Source organism: Stenotrophomonas sp. 8(2023) (assembly GCF_030345295.1).
Taxonomy (GTDB): domain Bacteria; phylum Pseudomonadota; class Gammaproteobacteria; order Xanthomonadales; family Xanthomonadaceae; genus Stenotrophomonas; species Stenotrophomonas muris.
In genome coordinates, this window is record NZ_CP128404.1 from 2,182,608 (window position 1) to 2,201,209 (window position 18,602).

General features: G+C 67.1%; 18 protein-coding genes. 5 read left to right on the top strand and 13 right to left on the bottom strand.

Annotated elements, in window-relative coordinates:
• Window positions 1-3: 3 nt before the first annotated feature.
• The gene (locus QP609_RS10285) at window positions 4-2,106 is read right to left on the bottom strand and encodes a PAS domain-containing sensor histidine kinase (RefSeq protein ID WP_032961901.1); all 2,103 of its coding nucleotides are present in this window, start codon (window positions 2,104-2,106) and stop codon (window positions 4-6) included.
• A gap of 130 nt (window positions 2,107-2,236) precedes the next feature.
• Between QP609_RS10285 and QP609_RS10290 the strand changes: the two genes are divergently transcribed.
• Window positions 2,237-4,996: a GGDEF domain-containing phosphodiesterase gene (locus QP609_RS10290; protein WP_053495620.1), complete on the top strand. Its 2,760-nt coding sequence runs from the start codon at window positions 2,237-2,239 to the stop codon at window positions 4,994-4,996.
• Between the two features lie 124 nt (window positions 4,997-5,120).
• Here QP609_RS10290 and QP609_RS10295 read toward each other — a convergent pair whose 3' ends face one another.
• The 7 genes from QP609_RS10295 to QP609_RS10325 form a co-directional block, all read right to left on the bottom strand.
• Entirely contained in the window at window positions 5,121-5,627 is a 507-nt protein-coding gene (locus QP609_RS10295) for a hypothetical protein (protein ID WP_197561066.1), read from the bottom strand.
• 67 nt (window positions 5,628-5,694) lie between these two features.
• Window positions 5,695-5,910 carry a hypothetical protein gene (locus tag QP609_RS10300; protein WP_032961894.1) on the bottom strand — a complete coding sequence of 72 codons (216 nt, stop codon included), beginning with the start codon at window positions 5,908-5,910 and terminating at the stop codon, window positions 5,695-5,697.
• 98 nt (window positions 5,911-6,008) lie between these two features.
• On the bottom strand, window positions 6,009-7,199 hold the full coding sequence (locus QP609_RS10305) for a methyl-accepting chemotaxis protein (protein WP_005416472.1): 1,191 nt from the start codon (window positions 7,197-7,199) through the stop codon (window positions 6,009-6,011).
• Between the two features lie 218 nt (window positions 7,200-7,417).
• The gene (hflD, locus tag QP609_RS10310) at window positions 7,418-8,032 is read right to left on the bottom strand and encodes a high frequency lysogenization protein HflD (RefSeq protein WP_049439883.1); all 615 of its coding nucleotides are present in this window, start codon (window positions 8,030-8,032) and stop codon (window positions 7,418-7,420) included.
• Window positions 8,029-9,171 (bottom strand): tRNA 2-thiouridine(34) synthase MnmA, encoded by a 1,143-nt coding sequence (gene mnmA, locus QP609_RS10315; protein WP_049403980.1) that lies wholly within the window; start codon window positions 9,169-9,171, stop codon window positions 8,029-8,031. Before mnmA ends, hflD begins: the two co-directional genes overlap by 4 nt.
• Entirely contained in the window at window positions 9,168-9,629 is a 462-nt protein-coding gene (locus QP609_RS10320) for an NUDIX hydrolase (protein ID WP_014647078.1), read from the bottom strand. Before QP609_RS10320 ends, mnmA begins: the two co-directional genes overlap by 4 nt.
• A gap of 1 nt (window position 9,630) precedes the next feature.
• Window positions 9,631-10,104 carry a hypothetical protein gene (locus QP609_RS10325; RefSeq protein WP_014647079.1) on the bottom strand — a complete coding sequence of 158 codons (474 nt, stop codon included), beginning with the start codon at window positions 10,102-10,104 and terminating at the stop codon, window positions 9,631-9,633.
• Window positions 10,105-10,216: 112 nt separating this feature from the next.
• On the opposite strand from QP609_RS10325, the gene clpS reads away from it, so the two are divergent.
• Window positions 10,217-10,543, top strand: a complete 327-nt coding sequence (gene clpS / locus QP609_RS10330; protein ID WP_006444529.1) for an ATP-dependent Clp protease adapter ClpS — start codon at window positions 10,217-10,219, stop codon at window positions 10,541-10,543.
• A gap of 160 nt (window positions 10,544-10,703) precedes the next feature.
• Here clpS and QP609_RS10335 read toward each other — a convergent pair whose 3' ends face one another.
• Window positions 10,704-11,516, bottom strand: coding sequence for an APH(6) family putative aminoglycoside O-phosphotransferase (locus QP609_RS10335; protein ID WP_197620899.1), 813 nt, complete (start codon window positions 11,514-11,516; stop codon window positions 10,704-10,706).
• Between the two features lie 138 nt (window positions 11,517-11,654).
• On the opposite strand from QP609_RS10335, the gene clpA reads away from it, so the two are divergent.
• The gene (clpA, locus tag QP609_RS10340; RefSeq protein ID WP_197620898.1) at window positions 11,655-13,940 is read left to right on the top strand and encodes an ATP-dependent Clp protease ATP-binding subunit ClpA; all 2,286 of its coding nucleotides are present in this window, start codon (window positions 11,655-11,657) and stop codon (window positions 13,938-13,940) included.
• A gap of 72 nt (window positions 13,941-14,012) precedes the next feature.
• Here clpA and QP609_RS10345 read toward each other — a convergent pair whose 3' ends face one another.
• On the bottom strand, window positions 14,013-14,387 hold the full coding sequence (locus tag QP609_RS10345; protein WP_229767389.1) for a hypothetical protein: 375 nt from the start codon (window positions 14,385-14,387) through the stop codon (window positions 14,013-14,015).
• Between QP609_RS10345 and QP609_RS10350 the strand changes: the two genes are divergently transcribed.
• The gene (locus QP609_RS10350; protein ID WP_153643327.1) at window positions 14,380-14,541 is read left to right on the top strand and encodes a hypothetical protein; all 162 of its coding nucleotides are present in this window, start codon (window positions 14,380-14,382) and stop codon (window positions 14,539-14,541) included. The genes QP609_RS10345 and QP609_RS10350 overlap by 8 nt on opposite strands.
• A gap of 55 nt (window positions 14,542-14,596) precedes the next feature.
• Here the strand turns inward: QP609_RS10350 and infA are convergent, their stop codons facing one another.
• The 3 genes from infA to QP609_RS10365 form a co-directional block, all read right to left on the bottom strand.
• Window positions 14,597-14,815 carry a translation initiation factor IF-1 gene (gene infA / locus QP609_RS10355; protein WP_005409596.1) on the bottom strand — a complete coding sequence of 73 codons (219 nt, stop codon included), beginning with the start codon at window positions 14,813-14,815 and terminating at the stop codon, window positions 14,597-14,599.
• An 86-nt stretch (window positions 14,816-14,901) separates the two neighbouring features.
• The gene (gene aat, locus QP609_RS10360; RefSeq protein WP_134966824.1) at window positions 14,902-15,642 is read right to left on the bottom strand and encodes a leucyl/phenylalanyl-tRNA--protein transferase; all 741 of its coding nucleotides are present in this window, start codon (window positions 15,640-15,642) and stop codon (window positions 14,902-14,904) included.
• Window positions 15,643-15,707: 65 nt separating this feature from the next.
• Entirely contained in the window at window positions 15,708-16,832 is a 1,125-nt protein-coding gene (locus QP609_RS10365) for a GNAT family N-acetyltransferase (protein WP_197620897.1), read from the bottom strand.
• 191 nt (window positions 16,833-17,023) lie between these two features.
• On the opposite strand from QP609_RS10365, the gene QP609_RS10370 reads away from it, so the two are divergent.
• Window positions 17,024-18,586, top strand: a complete 1,563-nt coding sequence (locus QP609_RS10370; protein ID WP_197620896.1) for an N-acetylmuramoyl-L-alanine amidase — start codon at window positions 17,024-17,026, stop codon at window positions 18,584-18,586.
• The last annotated feature ends 16 nt before the right edge of the window (window positions 18,587-18,602 follow it).

Sequence of the window (18,602 nt, forward strand, 5' to 3'; positions counted from 1 at the left end):
GGCTCAGTATTCCGGTGAATCGACGGCGGCCATGCTGGTCGCCTGGTAGGGGAGGTGGACGTCGATCAGGGTGCCTTCGCCATGCGCGGATTCGATCCGCACGTGGCCACCGACGCTCTGCGCGCGCTCGCGCATCACGATCAGGCCGAGGCCGCGCGGGCCGTCCGGATCGAAGCCTTCACCATCATCGCGGATCTGCAGGTGCAGGCCACGCTGGCTGACGTCGCGCAGCTGCAGCAGGACCTGGCTGGCGCGCGCATGGCGCAGCGCATTGGTCAGGCTTTCCTGTGCGATGCGGAAGCAGGCTTGTTCGATGCTGTTGTCGGGGCGGTGCGGCAGCGGCTCGATCTCGGCCAGCAGCTCCACCGGCGAAGAGCGGAACAGCACCCGCGCCTGCCAGCTCAGCGCCGCCTCCAGGCCCAGTGCATCCAGCTGCGGCGGGCGCAGCAGGGTGGAGATGTCGCGCAGCTTGGCCACGGTGGTGTCAGCCAGGCTGACGATCTGCGCCAGGTCCTCGCCACGACGCTTCGGATCGTCCTCATCCTGCGCCGCATGCGCCGACAGCTTGATCGCGGTAATGGCCTGGCCGATGTCATCGTGCAGGTCGCGCGAGATCGCGCGACGCTCGTCCTCCTGCAGCGAGAACAGCCGCCCGGCCATCGCCTGCAGCTCGCGATTGCTGGTTTCCAGCGCCCTGCGGGTGCGTTCGGAATCGCTCAGGTCGCGTACGATCAGCAGCTTGCAGTCACGACCGCCGTAGCGCACTTCGCCCACCGCCAGACCGGCATGGAAGCTGCGGCCGTCCGCACGCTGCATGGCCACCACGCTGCTGTGGCCCGGCCCCAGGTGGGGCTGGCCGGCGCGCAGCTGGCTGCGCACCCGTGGCAGGTCGGCGGCAGCGACCAGTGCCGACAGCGGCTCGCCCAGCAGGGTGTGGCTGCCGTAACCGAACAGGCCGGCGGCCCAGGCGTTGGCGTACAGCACGTGCTCGTCGGAGAGGATCACCACGCCGTCGGGCAGTACCCGCACCAGCTCGCGGAACTGTTCCTCGCGCTCGCGCAGCAGGCGCCGCGACTGCTCGCGCTCGGTCACGTCCTGCAGCGTCCCCAGCACGCGGCTGCGGCCGGCTTCGTCGATACCGCTGGCCGCCCGCAGGTGCACCATCAATGCACGGCCGTCCATCGACAGCAGCGGCAGCAGCACGTCCACCTGTACCGGCTCGCCGGAGCACAGTTCGGCCAGCAGCTGTTCGGTCTGGGTGGCGGTGGCCGGGTCGGCCGGCACCAGCAGCTCATCGAAGCGGTGCCAGCGCCGGGCCTCGGGCGGGCGGCGGCCGAGCAGGCGATAGACCTGGTTGGAATAGCGGCCCAGCCCGGTGGACGGGTCCAGTTCCCAGGCGCCGATGCGGGCCAGCTCATGGGCTTCCTCCACCCGGGCCAACGCCTGGTCGCGGCGCAGCTGGGCCAGATCCTCGGCGGTGCGGTCGATGGCGATCAGCAGGCGGGCGTTGTGGCCGTCGTAGCTGATGGCGTTGGAGCGCAGCTCCATCTGCCGCAGCGCGCCATCGCGCAGCTGCAGCTGAGCGCGCAGGATGCACAGCTCCTCGGGCGCCTCGCGGATCGCCTCCAGCTTGGTCTGCAGGGCCTGGTCCTGGCCCGGCGGCCACAAGGCGTCGATGGTCTGTTCCAGCAGCTCGTCGCGGTCCCAGCCGAAGGCGCTGCAGGCGGCGGGGTTGGCATCGAGGATCGCCAGCGTGTCCAGGTCGTAGACGAGGATCGGCCCGGGGTTGCCCTCGAACATCTGCCGCAGGCGCAGCTCGGAGGCCTGCTGGCGCGCATGGGTATGCAGCACGTGTTCGGCCAGCGGGCGCAGCAGCAGATAGAGCAGGCCCGCGCTGGCCAGCGCGAAGAACGAGCCCTTCAGGCCCTGCCACAGGGCCGCCTGCTGCGGATCGGGCACCAGCGCCTGCACCACGCTGTCGGTGGAGATCATCCAGGCCAGCGCCATCACCAGATAGCTCAGCACCACCCGGCGCCGGTCACGGCTCAGCGCCTGCGCCATCCGCGGGTCGGGAACTGGGGCGTTGCCGGTCGGTTCTGCGGGCATGGACGGGGCGGGTGACAGGGGCGCCGGTCATCTTACCCCGCAGCGTGCCGTGACCACTCAATTATCCGCCGCAGGCGCCGTTAACCACTGCGTGCCCCGCTGACGGGCGTGTCATCCGGAGCAAGATCGCGTGGACCAAGGGATCATCGCCAGCCTGCTGCAGCACCCGCTTGCGTCGGCGCTGGTCATCGTCGACCGTGCCGGGCGCCCGCTGGCGGCCAATCCGGCCGCGCGCGAGCATGGCCTGCCGGCCACCGTGGCGGCCTATGCGCCGATGCTGGAAGATCTGCGCCTGATGGCCGCCGATGGTGGCATCGTTGCCTGCACGCTGCCGGGCGGCCCACGGGGGCACTATGACGGTCACCTGCGTGCGGTGCACGACGGTGCCGGCAACCTGCTGGCGTTCACCCTGAGCATTCCCGAGCCGGTGCCGGTCGATGGGGGCGGGCGCTGGGAGCTGGCACTGGACAGCGCCGGCCACAGCCTGTGGGACTGGGACATCCCCAGTGACCGGGTGGCGCGCACGCCGGCGCTGGGCGACGAGACCGCCACTGAATTGCTGTCTCGCGTGCACGGCGAGGACATCGCCCAGGTGCGCGCCGCGCTCGACGAGCACCTGCGCGGGCACAGCGAGCAGTACAGCGCACAGTTCCGTTTCCGCCAGGCCGATGGCCAGTGGCGTTGGGTGCTCGATCGCGGCCGCGTGGTCGCTCGCACCGCCGATGGCCAGCCCCTGCGCATGGTCGGCACGCATACCGATATCGAGCAGCAGAAGCAGCTCGAATCGCTGCTGCAGGAACAGCAGCTGCACCTGAGCGAGGCCCAGCGCATCGCCAGCATGGGCAGCTGGTCGTTTGATCCCAACAGCGGGCATTTCTGGTGGTCGCCGGAACTGCGTTCGCTTCTGGCACTGGAGCAGGGCGCCGTTCCGGGCCAGCGGCGGTGGCTGAAGCAGCTGCATCCACGCTCCCGCGGCGCGCTGCGCGCGGCATGGCGGCGGTTGTGGCGCGATGGCCGCGCTGCCAACCTCGAGCTGGAGCTGACCCGCGGCCATGAGCCTTCGCAGCACCTGCGGCTATGGATGCAGCCGCTGCTGGACATGGACGGGCAACCCAAGCGCCTGCTCGGCCAGGTACAGAACATCACCGAACAGCACCAGACCGATGCGTTGATCCGCTGGCGCACCGAACTGCTGAACCGGGTCTCCGCGCTGGGCCGCATCGGCGGCTGCGAGATCGAAGTGCAGACCCGCAGCATGCAATGGACCGAGGAGTGCTACCGCATCCATGGCCTGCGCAAGGAACCGATCACCCTCGACCAGGCGCTGGCGCTGTACACGGAGGACTCGCGCAACGCGTTCGAGGCGGCGCTCGCCCGTATCGCCAACGGCGGCCTGCCCGAGCAGCTGGACCTGTGCTTCTACCGCCAGTCCGGCCTGCGCGTCTGGGTGCAGGTGCTGATCGAACTGGACCGCCGTGACGGCCTGCCGCCGCGGTTCGTTGTCCTGTTCCGTGACATCACCCGCGAGCGCGAAGCCAACGAGCGCATCGAACTGCTGGCCCACTACGACCTGCTGACCGGCCTGCCCAATCGCGTACTGCTCGGCGAACAGACCGCCGAAGCCATCGAGGAAGCACGCGACCGCGGTACCTCGCTGGCCATGCTGTTCATCGACCTGGACGGCTTCAAGACCATCAACGACAGCTTCGGCCACGCCACCGGCGATGCGCTGCTGAAGGCCGCAGCCACCCGCCTGCACCAGAACCTGCGCAACAACGACCTGTTCGGCCGCTTCAGTGGCGATGAGTTCATCGTGGTGCTGCGCGACCTGGCCGAGCCGGAAGATGCCGGTCATGTCGCCCGCAAGCTGATTGCCTCGCTGGCTGAGCCGCTGCGCCGTGGCGAGACCACGTTGAAAGTCGGCGCCAGCGTCGGCATCGCGATGCTGGGCGATGCGCAGACCGATTTCGACTCACTGCTGCGCGCGGCCGACGCCGCGATGTATGCGGCCAAGGAAGCCGGGCGCAACACCTACCAGTACTACAGCCAGGACGCCCTGGCCCGCATCCAGCGCCGGCTGGACGTCGAGCATGCCCTGCATGGGGCGATCGAGCGCGACGAGTTCAGCCTGGCCTACCAGCCGCTGCTGCACGCCCACCACGGCGAGCCACCGGCGATCGAGGCACTGTTGCGCTGGCACCGCCCCGGCATCGGCTACTGCAGCCCGGCCGAGTTCATTCCCATTGCCGAAAAGTGCGGCGAGATCGTGCGCATCGGCGACTGGGTGCTGAACGAGGCCTGCCGCCAGGCGACCGCCTGGGACCGTGCCGGACTGCACTTTGATCGCATCGCGGTCAACGTGTCGGCGGTGCAGCTGCGTGATCGCGGCTTCGCCGAGCGCGTGATCGAGATCTGCCATGCCCATGGCTGGCCGCCGCAACGGCTGGAACTGGAGCTGACCGAGTCGGCGCTGATCCGTGATACCGACATCCTGCGCCATTGCTTCGACGTGCTGGAACGGCACGGCGTGCCGCTGGCGGTGGATGACTTCGGCACTGGCTTCTCCAACCTCAATTACCTCAACCGCTTCCCGGTGGGGCGCCTGAAGATCGACCGCAGTTTCGTGCAGGGCATGCTGCATGATTCGGGCACGGCCGAAGTCACCCAGGCCATCGTCCACCTGGGCCACGCGCTGGGCATGAAGGTGGTGGCCGAAGGCGTGGAAACCCACCAGGAAGAAGACATGCTGCGCCGCCAGGGCTGCGACGAGATCCAGGGCTACCTGTACTCGCGCCCGCTCAGCCCGCGTGATCTGGCGCAGTGGCTGCGCCAGCAGCGCCCGGCGCCGATGCGCACCGACGCCAGCGGCGAAGCGGTGCTGGTGCGCTGAGGATCTGCGCTTGCAGATGCCGGCGCGGTGTAGCCTGACTCTGGTGCGCCCAGCTCTGGTGGGTGCCGACCGTTGGCCGGCACGGATGCCCTGACGCTCGCGATCATCCACGCATGGCGTGGAACTACCTGGGAAACTCCGCCTTCAACTGCATGCGCAGGGCCTCGACGATGGCCGCATAGCGTCGCTTCTGGACCAGATAGCTGGCCAGGAACAGCGGCAGCACCAGCAGCATCGGTGCCACCATCGGGCGCATCGCCACCAGCGGCAACAGCAGCAGCGACAGGATTGCCACGAACCAGCTGCACAGGCCGATCACCCGCACCTCGTGCCGCCGCGCGTTGAGAACGATGCGTCCACGCATCACCGGGAAGTAGCGCAGGCCGAAGCTCGGTGCGAAGCTCTCGCGGAACGCCATGCTGCCATCGGGCAGCGCATGGAAGGCCAGTCGCAGCCACTTGTCCTGCGGCAGGTCACGTTCCAGGCTGCCCAGCGAGAGCCGGGCCTGCATGGCCGGTGACGCCGCGATGCGTTCGTTGAACAGGGTGATGCCCCAGCTGAAATAGCCGGCCACCCAGGCCATCAGAAGGACGGCTTCGATGAGGAGCACTGCGATGAGGGCGATGGCCATCGGTCTTCCATGAACGGGACCGGTGGATCATGCCATGCGGGACGGCCCATCCACGCAGGACGTGGATCTACTTCAGGGCTTCGCCATCCAGGCCCAGGTCCCATGCCAGGCCCAGCAGTTCATCGTCGGCTCGGGAGGGGGCGGGGCGCGCATCGGCCAGCTGCTGCAGTTCGAGCAGTTCCTCGCGGGCCACGTCTTCCAGCCGCTGCAGCTGCTCACGCACGCTCGCATTGCGCGGGCGCTCGGTGTCGGTGAGGGCGGGCAGGGCGCGGATCAGGGTCATGGTGCGCGTACAGGATGCATCCAATGGCGGGTTACAGGCAAAGGCCCCGGGCGAACCGGGGCCTTGCGGGCTGCCGGCGAGGGCAGCGGACATCAGGATCAGAACAGCTCGACGGTGCCGGCGCCCATGCTCTGCTGGGCGACCGGCTTGTGCGGCGGGCGTTCCCATTCGCTGCGCAGTTCGCGCAGGCGGTTGCCGGTGCGCTGCAGGGCGGTGGCGATCTCTTCGTCGAACACGCCGCCATTGCGGTGCAGCAGTTCCTGCAGGGCCACCGCTTCGCGGTTGATCGCGGTCAGGCGGTCCAGGTGGGTGTGCACGCCGCCCAGCGCCTGGGTGGCGATGTCTTCGAACTGCAGGGCACGCACGGCTTCGGCCACGCTGCCATCGATCGCACGGGCACACTCGGACACTTCGCGCATGCCGTCGCCCAGCGAGGCGTTGATCTGCGCGACGTTGTCGAGCATCGCTGCTGCTTCCTGACGGGCTTCGCGGGAGCGGTCCATATCGCGCGAGGCCATGTGCGAAACCGTCTCGCGCACCTTGGCGATGGCGTCCTTGGAGCTGTGCGCCAGCTTGCGGATCTGCTCGTTGAAGGTGGTCGAGCGCTCGGACAGGTTGCGCACTTCGTCGGCGACCACGGCGAAGCCACGACCGGCTTCACCGGCGCGGGCCGCTTCGATGGCCGCGTTCAGCGCCAGAAGGTTGGTCTGGTCGGCGATCGACTTGACGTCTTCCAGCAGCGCGAAGATGCCATCCAGGTGCTGCGCCATCTGGTCGATGTGCTGCACGGTGGTGCTGCTCTGGCCGCTCACCTGTTCCAGCGCTTCCACCAGCTGTTCCATGCGATGGCTGGCGTGCTGGGCGAAACGGGCAACGTCGAGGCCGGCATTGCCTTCATCACCGGCGCGGTCGACGATGCGCGACAGGGCCTGGCTCTGCTGGCGCGACTTGCGGTTCATGGCATCGAAGCTGCCGCCCAGGCTGGAGACGGCCTGGCGGATCAGGTCACGGGCGCGTTCCACTTCGCCACGCGAACCGTCGATCTCGTTGCCGACGAAGTTGCGCAGCTCGGTCAGCAGCTGGTCCTGTTCGCGCAGGACACGGGCGTGCTCGGGGGAACGATGTGCCTGTGCGCGGGTGGTCCACCACGCAAAGCCGAGCCAGCTCAGCGTCATCGTGGTCAGGATCGCCCAGCGCAGGGCGGCCGGCCATTCGAAACCGATGGCGAAGGGGAGCAGCAGGGTCAGAGCCAGGGGGGCGGCCAGACGGATGAAAATGCGTGAGTACATGGACGTTCTCGGGAGGTGCACGGAGGATGTATCGGCCGTACCCCCTTTCTCTTTAACGTCGATGTGCCTCGAAGTGCATTCTGAATGCGCCGGTTTTCCGGCGCCTTGGCGGCCTCGGGGTCAGAGCCCTTTCCGTGCCGGAAAGGGATCCGACCCCTTGGGCAGGCGCAACGGGGTCGGATCCCTTTTCCATGGAAAAGGGCTCTGACCCCACACCCTCAGGCCAGCAGGCGGTCCACGGCCTCGATCATCGCCTTGCGGCTGAACAGGAAGTCCCAGTAGCTGCCGCCCAGCTGGCGCCACAACACCGCCGAACGCACCGCGGCCAGCAGCAGGGCACGGATCTCCGCCACCACGCCGGCCTGGCCCAGGTAGTGCGGGTTGCCCTGCACCATCACCCGCGGTTTCAGGTGGCTGATGGTGTCGGCATACAGGCCGCCGAGGTTGGCCAGTACGTCCGGGTGGCCACTGTCGCCCAGTTCGGTGGCCTGGCGCTGGGCGCGCTCGATGCCCGAGGCGACCTTGTTCACGGTCGCCCCATCCTGCACGAAGCGACGCTCCAGCTGCAGCACCGACAGGGCCAGCTTGGGCAGCATCGGGTCCTGGCCCTGGCTGCGGAAGTAGTTGTGCAGCAGGCGCAGGCCGGACTTCAGTGCATGACGGTCACCGAACACCGCCTGCGGCGAGGACGCATCGACGCGGAACACGCTGTCCACGGCGGTGCGCACGGCGGCGGCGTCGGAATGGCCGGTATCGGCGATGCGGCGCACCTGCTGCAGGGCCTGGGCAATGCCGGCCAAGGCCAGGACGCGGTCGTCGACAGTGAAACTCATGCAGCGATTACCTCAAAAGGGGAGGGGGTGGTGCGCAGGCGTTGTTCCAGCGGCGCATCGGTGGCGGCGATCACCGCGCCGCCCAGGCACACATCACCGTCATACAGCACCAGCGATTGACCGGGGGTAACGGCACGCTGCGGGCGCGCAAAGGTGACCAGCACGCTGCCATCGTCCAGCACCTGGACCGTACACGGCTCGTCGGGCTGGCGGTAGCGGGTCTGGGCGGTGCATTCGAAGCGCCGTGCCGGCGGTGAGCCGGCGATCCAGTGCGCGGTTTCCGAACGCAGGCGGTCGGACAGCATCCACTTGCTGTCGCGGTCCTGGTCCACGTACAGCACGTTGCTGGCCACATCCTTGCCAACCACGTACCACGGCGCGGCCGGGCGGCCACGCACGCCGCCGATGTTCAGGCCCTCGCGCTGGCCCAGGGTGAAATAGAACACGCCCGGGTGTTCGGCAATCACGCTGCCGTCGGCCGGGTCGAGGATCTGGCCGGGCTTGGCCGGCAGGTAGCGGCCGAGGAATTCGCGGAAGTCGCGCTCGCCGATGAAACAGATGCCGGTGGAGTCCTTCTTGGCGTGGGTCGGCAGGCCGACGTCGCGCGCGATCCGGCGCAGGTCGCTCTTTTCCAGGTCGCCGATCGGGAACAGGGTGGCTGCCAGCTGTTCCTGGCCCAGTTGATGCAGGAAGTAGCTCTGGTCCTTGGATCGATCGGCGCCGCGCAGCAGCAGCCACTGGTGGCCGCGCTGGGTCACCCGTGCGTAATGGCCGGTGGCGATGCGCTCGGCGCCCAGCTCGCGGGCGGCGTCCAGGAAATGCTTGAACTTCACTTCACGGTTGCACAGCACGTCCGGGTTCGGGGTGCGGCCGGCCGCGTACTCGGCCAGGAAGTGCTCGAACACGCCCTGCCAGTACTCGCTGGAGAAGTCCCGGAAGTGGAACGGGATGCCCAGCAGGCCGCACACGGCCACCGCGTCGCGACGGTCATCCTCGGCACGGCAATCACCGCTGCCATCGTCGGCCCAGTTCTGCATGAACAGGCCGGCCACGGCCTCGCCCTGCTGTACCAGGCGCCAGGCGGCGACCGAGGAATCGACGCCGCCGGAGACGCCCACCATCACACGCGGAGTGCTCATGCGACCTCCCGGACCAGCGAAAGCGGGTGGCGCTGGCCACCCAGGTAATCCGCCACCACCTGCCACACCAGCGGGCTGCGCTGGCGCTCGCCGGCGGCCTGCAGCTCGGCCGGGGTCAGCCACAGCGCGCGGTCGATGCCGGTGTCCAGCGGCTGCGCCGGATCGTGCGAAACCGGGCGCGCCGCGTAGCAGAAGCGCAGGAAGGCCGTGCCGTCGCCGGCAGTCCACTGGTAGCAGCCAATGAAGTGGGTCAGCTGCACCGTCCAGCCGGTTTCCTCGCGGGTCTCGCGCAGGGCGGCCTCGGCCAGGCTTTCGCCCGGCTCGAGGTGGCCGGCCGGCTGGTTCAGCACCTGGCGGCCGTCAATGGTCTCCTCGACCAGCAGCACGCGGCCGCCGTCGATCACCACGGTGGCAACGGTGGCGTGCGGTGCCCAGCGCGGGTCCGGCGTGGCGTTCAACTCAGAACTCGTCCTTCTTGGTCAGTTCCAGCTCCATCGCGTCGGCGGTGCGGATGGCCGCATCGATGGCGTCGCTGAGCTGGTCGGCGGTGGCATCGGCGTCGATCTTCACCACGAACATGGCAGTGGTGTCCTGCTTTACCCAGCCGCCCATCTTGGCGTCCTGCGAATCTTCCAGCAGGCGGTTGGCCACGGCCACCGGGAACTGCTTGGTCTTGGCGCTGTAGGCCGGCGACCAGATCTCGCGGATGTTGTGGCTGCCGAAGTCTTCCACCGCCGAGCGCACGTAGACCATCTGGGTGCGGTCACCCTCGACGTCGAAGACCATGCGGTAGTCGCCATCCTCGTCGACCTCGTAGGTGTAACCCAGCTTGTCCAGGTGGCGGGCCACGGACTTGTCGGCCTGGGGCGCGGCGGTGGCAGCACCGGCAGCGGCCAGGGTGATCAGCAGGGCGGGCAGAAGGGTCCTTTTCATGAAGATCCTGTGAAGCAGTGTTGAAAGAAGCTGCAATTGTGACGTTGGGCGTGCGTGCCGTCCAATCTGCGGCGGGCCGACGCAGGTCCGGCGCTACCCCTATAATGGATGGATGCCCCATGAGTCCTCCCCCGATTCCCATCACGAGCACGGCGTTGCCGTGGAGCCCGCGCGCCCGGAAGTGGCGCCGCCGCCGTTCTACCAGGTGATGCTGCTCAACGACGACTACACCCCGATGGATTTCGTGGTGGATGTACTGCAGCAGTTCTTCAGCATGGACCTGGACAAGGCCACGCAGGTGATGCTGCACGTCCATACCCGCGGCCGCGGGGTCTGCGGCGTGTTCACCCGCGAGGTCGCCGAGACCAAGGTTGCCCAGGTCAACGAGTATTCGCGGATGAACCAGCACCCGCTGCTGTGCACGATGGAAAAGGCCTGACCGGCTGCCGATCCTCGTCCGGGTACATCGACTCCGGACACGGCGTGCCCACCAAGGTGGGCACCTACCAAGGCAGAAACCTGTAGAGCCGAGCCCATGCTCGGCTGCTTTTCGTCCCGGCGCAATGTCCCGGATGGAGTGCGCCCACCACGCGCGGAGGTCACGCCTCCGCCAACGCCTCCAGCGCCATGCGTGCCACTGCCTCGTCGACCTCGGCGGGGTCGCCGTCGCCCCGGAACCACACCGCTGACAGCCCCGCGCTGGCCGCGATCCAGCGCAGCAGGCGCGCCCGTTCCAGCCCAGCCAGCGCGCTGACCTGTTCCAGCCGGGCGGCAAACCGCTCGGGCCGGGTGGCCACATGGATGCCCGGGCCACAGAGGTCCGGGTTGCTGAACATTGTCGTGTAGTCGAACGCGCGGTCGCCCAGCAGCCGCTTCGGGTCGATCGCCAGCCAGCCACGCGCGCCGAAATCCAGCACGTTGTCGTGGTGCAGGTCGCCGTGCAGCGGCCGGATCTCGTGTTCTTCCCGCAACACCCGCTCCGCCAGTGATCTGCACTGTTCCAGCAGTGGCGGCAGCGCGGCCCTTGGCTGCAGCAGGTCGGCGAACCATGTACGCAGGCAGACCAGTTCCGCTGGCGGCGCGCTCCGTGGCCGGTGCAGCTGCCGCAGGACCTGGCACAGGATCGTGGTACAGGCATCATCGTCGCCCTCGATCGAACGTTGCCGCAGCGAATCGCCGTCTGCACGCTCGATCAGGATCGCCGGCCCCTCGTGGGCCAGCAGGCGGGCGGCACCATCGCCGTCCCACCAGCGCAGCAGGCGATGGCCGTTCTGCTCCTCGGTTTCGCTGCTGACCTTCAGCATCGCCGGTTCGCCGTCGGCGGTCAGCACCGGCCAGAGCTGGGCGTGGGGCGTCTCGATGGCCGCGCCATCACGCCGCAATCGCCAGCGGCTCAGGTAGGGTTCGCTCATGCTGGGTGGGCTGTCCTGGAGTGAATGAAGATCAAGCGATCTGCACTGCTAACGCCATCTGAACGCAGCAATCCGCTAGGGTGATGGAAATCGCGTAGTCAGGCCGCATATTGTCCCCATCTGCCGCCGGAGTAATCCATGTTCAGCAAAGACCTCGAACACACCATCGGCCAGTGCTACAAGCGCGCCCGTGAGGCCCGGCATGAATTCATGACGGTCGAACACCTGCTGTTGGCACTGCTCGACAACCCGTCCGCCCAGGCCGTACTGAAGGCCTGTGGTGCCGACGCCGAACGCCTGCGCCAGGAGCTGGAGCAGGCCATCGAGGCTTCCGTGTCCCGCCTGGCCGAAGATGACGGCCGCGATACCCAGCCGACCCTGGGCTTCCAGCGCGTGCTGCAGCGGGCCGTGTACCACGTGCAGTCCTCGGGCAAGAAGGAGGTCACCGGCGCCAACGTGCTGGTCGCCATCTTCGGCGAAAAGGACTCCCATGCCGTCTATTACCTCAACCAGCAGGACGTGACCCGGCTGGACGTGGTCAATTACCTGTCCCACGGCATCGCCAAGCTGGGCGAGGAAGGCGAGCAGCCGCCCTCCTCCTCCGAGGGCGAAGGCCGCATCGAAGGCGGGGAGGGCGAGCCGAAGGGTGATGCCCTGACCGAGTTCGCCAGCAACCTCAACGAACAGGCGCGGTCGGGCCGCATCGATCCGCTGGTCGGCCGTGCCGACGAGATCGAGCGCACCATCCAGGTCCTGTGCCGCCGCCGCAAGAACAACCCGCTGTACGTGGGCGAGGCTGGCGTGGGCAAGACCGCGATTGCCGAGGGCCTGGCCCGCCGCATCGTCGAGGGCTCGGTACCCGACGTGCTGGCCGACGCGGTGATCTACTCGCTCGACCTGGGCGCGCTGGTGGCCGGCACCAAGTACCGCGGCGACTTCGAGAAGCGCCTGAAGAGCGTGCTGACCGCACTGAAGAAAGTCCCCAATGCGGTGCTGTTCATCGACGAGATCCATACCATCATCGGTGCCGGTTCGGCCTCGGGTGGCACCATGGATGCGTCCAACCTGATCAAGCCGGCGCTGGCCTCCGGCGAGCTGCGCTGCATCGGCTCGACCACCTTCCAGGAGTACCGCGGCATCTTCGAGAAGGACCGGGCGCTGGCCCGCCGCTTCCAGAAGATCGACATCGTCGAGCCGACCGTGGGCGAGACCTACGAGATCCTGCAGGGCCTGAAGTCCAAGTACGAGCTGCACCACGGCGTGACCTATTCGGACGAAGCGCTGCAGGCGGCAGTGGACCTGTCGGTGAAGCACATCGGCGACCGCCTGCTGCCGGACAAGGCCATCGACGTGATCGATGAGGCCGGTGCCCGCCAGCGGCTGCTGCCGGAAGGCCAGCGCAAGGAGCTGATCGACGTCGAGGAAGTGGAGGCGATCGTGGCCAAGATGGCGCGCATCCCGACCAAGCAGGTCAGTGCCACCGACAAGGACGTGCTGCAGCACCTGGAGCGCAACCTGAAGATGGTGATCTTCGGCCAGGACCCGGCCATCGAGACGCTGTCCTCGGCGATCAAGCTGGCCCGCTCGGGCCTGGGCAATCCGGAAAAGCCGATCGGCAACTTCCTGTTCGCCGGCCCGACCGGTGTCGGCAAGACCGAGGTGACCAAGCAGCTGGCGCTGCAGCTGGGCATCGAGCTGGTCCGCTTCGACATGTCCGAGTACATGGAGCCGCATTCGATCAGCCGCCTGATCGGTGCCCCTCCGGGCTATGTCGGCTTCGACCAGGGCGGCCTGCTGACCGAAAAGATCGTCAAGACGCCGCACTGCGTGCTGCTGCTGGACGAAATCGAAAAGGCGCACCCGGATATCTTCAACATCCTGTTGCAGGTGATGGACCGCGGCGTGCTGACCGATACCAACGGGCGTGAGGCCAACTTCAAGAACGTGGTGCTGGTGATGACCACCAATGCCGGCGCGGCGCAGGCCTCGCGGCGCTCGATCGGCTTCACCAAGCAGGACCATGCCACCGACGCGATGGAGACCATCCGCCGCAGCTTCACCCCGGAATTCCGCAACCGACTCGATGCGGTGGTGCAGTTCCAGGCGTTGGGCTTCGAGCACATCCTGCGCGTGGTCGACAAGTTCCTGATCGAGCTGGAGATGCTGCTGCAGGACAAGCACGTCAGCCTGTCGGCCACGCCGACCGCGCGCGACTGGCTGGCCCACCACGGCTTCGACCCGCTGATGGGTGCGCGCCCGATGGCCCGCGTGATCCAGGACAAGATCAAGCGTCCTCTGGCCGACGAGCTGCTGTTCGGCAAACTGGTCAACGGCGGCAAGGTGAACATCGATGTCCGCGACGACGAGCTGGTCGTCGAGACCCAGGCCGAGCCGGAGCGCCTGCTGCCGGTCACGGTGGAGTGAACTGACGCCGGGCGTGGCCCGGCGGACCTGAAATGACAAGGGCGGCTTCGGCCGCCCTTGTCATATGCGCCATCAACGGCCGCGCTGGCGGGCCTTCTTCTGGAAGGTGGCTTCGTCGATCGGTTCGATCTGCGCCACCCGGCAGTGGTCGGCATCGGTGCGCAGCTGGCTGCGGCCGGCGCTGCACAGCAGGCCCTGCTGGCCTTCGGTGATGAAGCTCAGTTTCCGCGAGTAGCCGGCAGTGGAGCAGTCGTTCTGGAAGTGCACGACATAGTGGTCCTGGCCATTGCGCAGCAGGATGTTCCGCGAAACGCCGGCGCGCACGATCTGCTGGTCGCTGCCCAGCTGGATGCAGTCACTGGCCGTGGAGGGGGGCTCGGCGGCGCGCACAGGCGATGCGCTGGCGGACGCGGCAACGGCGACGAGCAGGGCGGTCAACGTGAGCATGTTCATGGCGGGGCAGGGGAATGGCGATCCGGACTGGATCGGGTCCCACGATGCCGCCACGGATGAAGATGCGAATCTGCCGCAAGCAGGGCTGACCGACGCCACGGTGCGTTCGGTCACGATGACCTCCGGCAGGGCCGGATTGCAGGCATGACAAAAGGCCAGCAACCAGGGCTGGCCTTGTCGAAGTGGCGCAACGCGCCGACCGCTTACTTCATGCGGTAGGTGATACGACCCTTGGTCAGGTCGTACGGGGTCATTTCAACCTTGACCCGGTCACCGGTGAGGATGCGGATGTAGTTCTTGCGCATGCGGCCGGAAATGTGGGCGATGATCTCGTGCCCATTTTCCAGGCGAACGCGGAAAGTGGTGTTCGGCAGCGTCTCGCTGACGGTGCCCTCGAACTCGATGGAATCGTCTTTCGACATGTAGTCCTGTGCGGTTCAGAAAACGGCCACGCTGGGCCTAAGGCGCAGTATTTTACGCGTGACCGGCCCAGCTTGCAAAGTTTGTGTTAACCCCCGGCCAAACGCTGTGCCGGCAGGCGTCCGACCGCCTGCGTCCACGGGCCTTCACGGCCGTCATGGCGCACCGCGTGGCGGACGTGCTGCAGGAACGCCGCGCGCGGCAGGTGCTCGGCGCCCATCCGCAGCAGGTGCGGATTCTCCACCTGGGCATCGATCAGCGCCCAGCCCCAGCCGTGAAGCGTGGATGCCAGCGCGGCCAGGGCGATCTTGGAGCCGCCGCTGGCGCCACTGAACATGCTCTCGCCGAAGAACATCGTCCCGATCGCCACCCCGTAGATGCCGCCGACCAGCGTCTGCCGGTCCCAGACCTCGAAGGAGTGGGCAAAGCCGAGGTCATGCAGCTGGCTGTAGGCCTCGACCATGTCGGGGCTGATCCAGGTGCCGTCCTGGCCGGGCCGCAGTGCCGCCGCACAGGCGCGCATCACCCGGCTGAAGGCGGTGTCGGCGGTGACCTCCCATGTGCTGCCGCGCAACTGGCGGCGGAAGCGGCTGGACAGATGCACGCCATCGGTACGGAACACCATGCGCGGGTCGGGCGACCACCACAGGATCGGCTCGCCCTCGCTGAACCATGGAAAGATGCCGCCCGCATACGCGTTGAGCAGGCGCGCCGGGTGCAGGTCGCCGCCCACGGCGAGCAGGCCGTCGGGCTGGCGCAGGGCGGTCTCGGCCGGCGGGAAGGGGGCGTCCGGCGCGTCGGCCAGGCGCCAGGGCAGCTGGCGGGTCATGCCGGCATTGTATTCGTCGCGGCCCCGCGTGAATGCCGCGGTAGATGCCAACCTTGGTTGGCGGGTCACCCGTCCGCGCGAAATGGGCTGTGCCCCAGCAGCTCCTGTTGGTAGCGCCGCACATCCCGCCGCTCCTGCCGGCACCACTCCTGCAACGCCTCGGCGAAATCCGCATCAGCCACCCAGTGCCGGCTGCGCACCAGTGTAGGCAGGAAGCCGCGCGCCAGCTTGTGCTCGCCCTGTGCGCCGGGTTCGAAACGGCTCAGGCCTTCGCGCAGGCAGTACTCGATGCCCTGGTAGTAACAGGCTTCGAAGTGCAGGCCGGGCAGGGTGGCGCCGCCCCAGTAGCGGCCGTACAGCGTGTCACCGCCGCGCAGGCAGAGCGCGCCGGCAATCGGCTGGCCTTCCTGCTCGGCCAGGAACAGTACCAGCCCGCGCCCCAATGAAATGGCCAGATGGCGCAGGAAGGCCTCGGTCAGGGCCGGGGCATTGCCGTACTCAAGGAAGGTCTGCAGGTAGAAGCGGTACATCGCCTGCAGGTCGGCGCGGCTGGCGTCGTCGCCATGCACCACGCGGAAGCTGATGCCCTGGCGGGCGACCTTGGCCCGTTCCTGGCGGATGTTCTTGCGGTGCTTGTGGTTCATCGCGCCGAGGAGCTGGTCGAATGTCGCCCAGTCACCCGGGTTCTGCCACTGGAACTGCACGTCCTCGCGCAGCAGCCAGTCATCGCCGAACAGCGCCTCGTCCGCTGCGGCGTGGAAGTTGATATGGGCCGATGACACGGCCAGTGCCGGCAGTGCATCGCGCAACGCCGACAGCAGCGTGGTGCGCTCTGAATCGTGACGGGCCAGCAGGCGCGGCCCGGTGACCGGCGAGTACGGCACCGCGCCCAGCCACTTCGGGTAGTAGTCGCGGCCATGGCGGGCGTAGGCGTTCGCCCAGGCATGGTCAAACACGAATTCGCCGTGGGAGTTGGTCTTCAGGTAGCCCGGAATTGCGCCGATCAGGCGCTCGCCCTCCCACAGCGTGAAGTGCCGGGGCTGCCAGCCCCAGTCCTCGCGCAGGCAGCCGTGCTGTTCCAGGCCTGAGAGGAAGGCGTGGCTGACGAACGGATTCTGGCCGTCGTGCAGGGCATCCCAGTCGGTGGCGGGAATGGACTGCAGGGAGTCGAGGAAGCGGGTGGAGAGCATGGTTGGCAAGGATAGGCCAGGTGGATCGCGAACGGTGCTGGCGGAGCTGGGTTGGTTTGTTCCGGTTGGGGGTGAGGAAAGTTTGAATTGTCCATCCGTGTGCGCTTGGTTGCGGAATGCCTGAATGCACAGGGGCAGAGTGAGCTGCGCCGCTGGAGCGGTGCATTCACTCTTTGCATGGAGTAGCCAAAATGAACCAGAAATTTCGCCTTGGATCCCTTTCTGTCCTGCTGTCTCTTCTGGGTGGCGGACTGTTGATAAGCCCCGCGCAGGCCGTTGACGCTCCTCCTGCGGTGGAGCAGGACACTGGACTCGACATCCTCTTGACCCAGAAGGCGCGCGACATTCTGGAGCGCGTTCGTCTCGTGGATGGCCAGGCACGTAGTCGCCGGGTTGAGGTATCAGCAGATATCGCCAACGGTGTAGTGACCGTGGCGCTGGATCGTGACTTCGTTCCTGCCGATTACGGACCGTCGTTCGAGGATCAGCGAAGCGAGATCAGTTTTGGACTACTGCATTGGGCCGAGCAGGTGGCGCCGTTCAGTCGTGTCGTTTTTCTGTATGACGGGAAAGAGATCGAATACTACTTTCCTGAGATAAAGGCTGCGGACGATGCGGCGCGGAAAGCGGGGGATGCGCTGAGGCGGATGCGTGGAACGCCTGGGTCCGGGATGGCATTTGTCGCAGCCGGCCATGGGTATTTCTACAGCTACAAGGACAACCGGTGGGTGACCTCAAGGGATGAATGGAATGGGGTCTCCGAGGGGTTGTTGACTCCGTCGTACGCTGCGGAGCTGAAGGCGATGATCGAGCAAAGGAGCCAAATGCCTGTCGTCCGTCCGCGCGTTCAGATCACGGGAACGACTCATCCTCCGAGTGGTGAGGAGTGGTGGACCATAGCTGCGCGCTACGCGATTGCCGAGCAGTATCCGGCCGAGACAAAGATATGGAACACGTACGCAGGCAGTACGCTTTGGGATCGGGAGGAGCGTGAAGACATCAACAGTCGGCCGCTTCTCGCAAACCACCACGGAGCTGAGGTAGCGATTCATCTGCACAGCAATGGAGAACCCTCGGGGGCCGCGCGCGGTACTCGTGTGATCGTGCAACCTGGTAGGCCGATGGATGCTGCTCTTGCAGAGAGTGTCCTGTGCTCGATGAAGGAGCTGATTCACTCGCTACCTGAGTATGCGGCATTCACCGTGGCTCCCGCTCCGCACGCGCTGAACAAGGGGGAGAACCGAGAGGCGCACATGCCATCGATCATCGTAGAGACGGCGTTTCACACGAATTCGGATGATGCCAAGGCGCTGCAGGACCCCGTCTTCCGCTCGGCGTCGATGAAAGGGGTGGAGAAGGGCTATCGCCTGTGGGCAACAGGAAAGACGTGTGAGCCGCTGTCCGGGCAGCCGATCGCAGATGTCGACGTTCCATCCGGCGACTCGCGCGAGGTGGACGTGGCGTTTGCGGGCCATCCGCAATTCCCGATCAGCCTGATCACCCGCAATACGCTGTGCCCATCAGGGTGGAACTGCAGCGGACGGACGGTGGTCCTCGATTCGCCTGACCAGCCCAGCAGGATGCAACTCAGCTGCGGTCGCGACAGCGTGGGGACGCTCGGCTGGGAGACGCATGTGTTGGATGCGGATGGGGTCAAGTCGCAGCCCGTGCCTCACACCGTTCGTTGTGTTCCCGATGCGGCCGGCCCTGATCGAAATGGCTTGCCTGAGAATACGGCTGCCGCAGGGATGTAACGAGAAAGGCCGACGC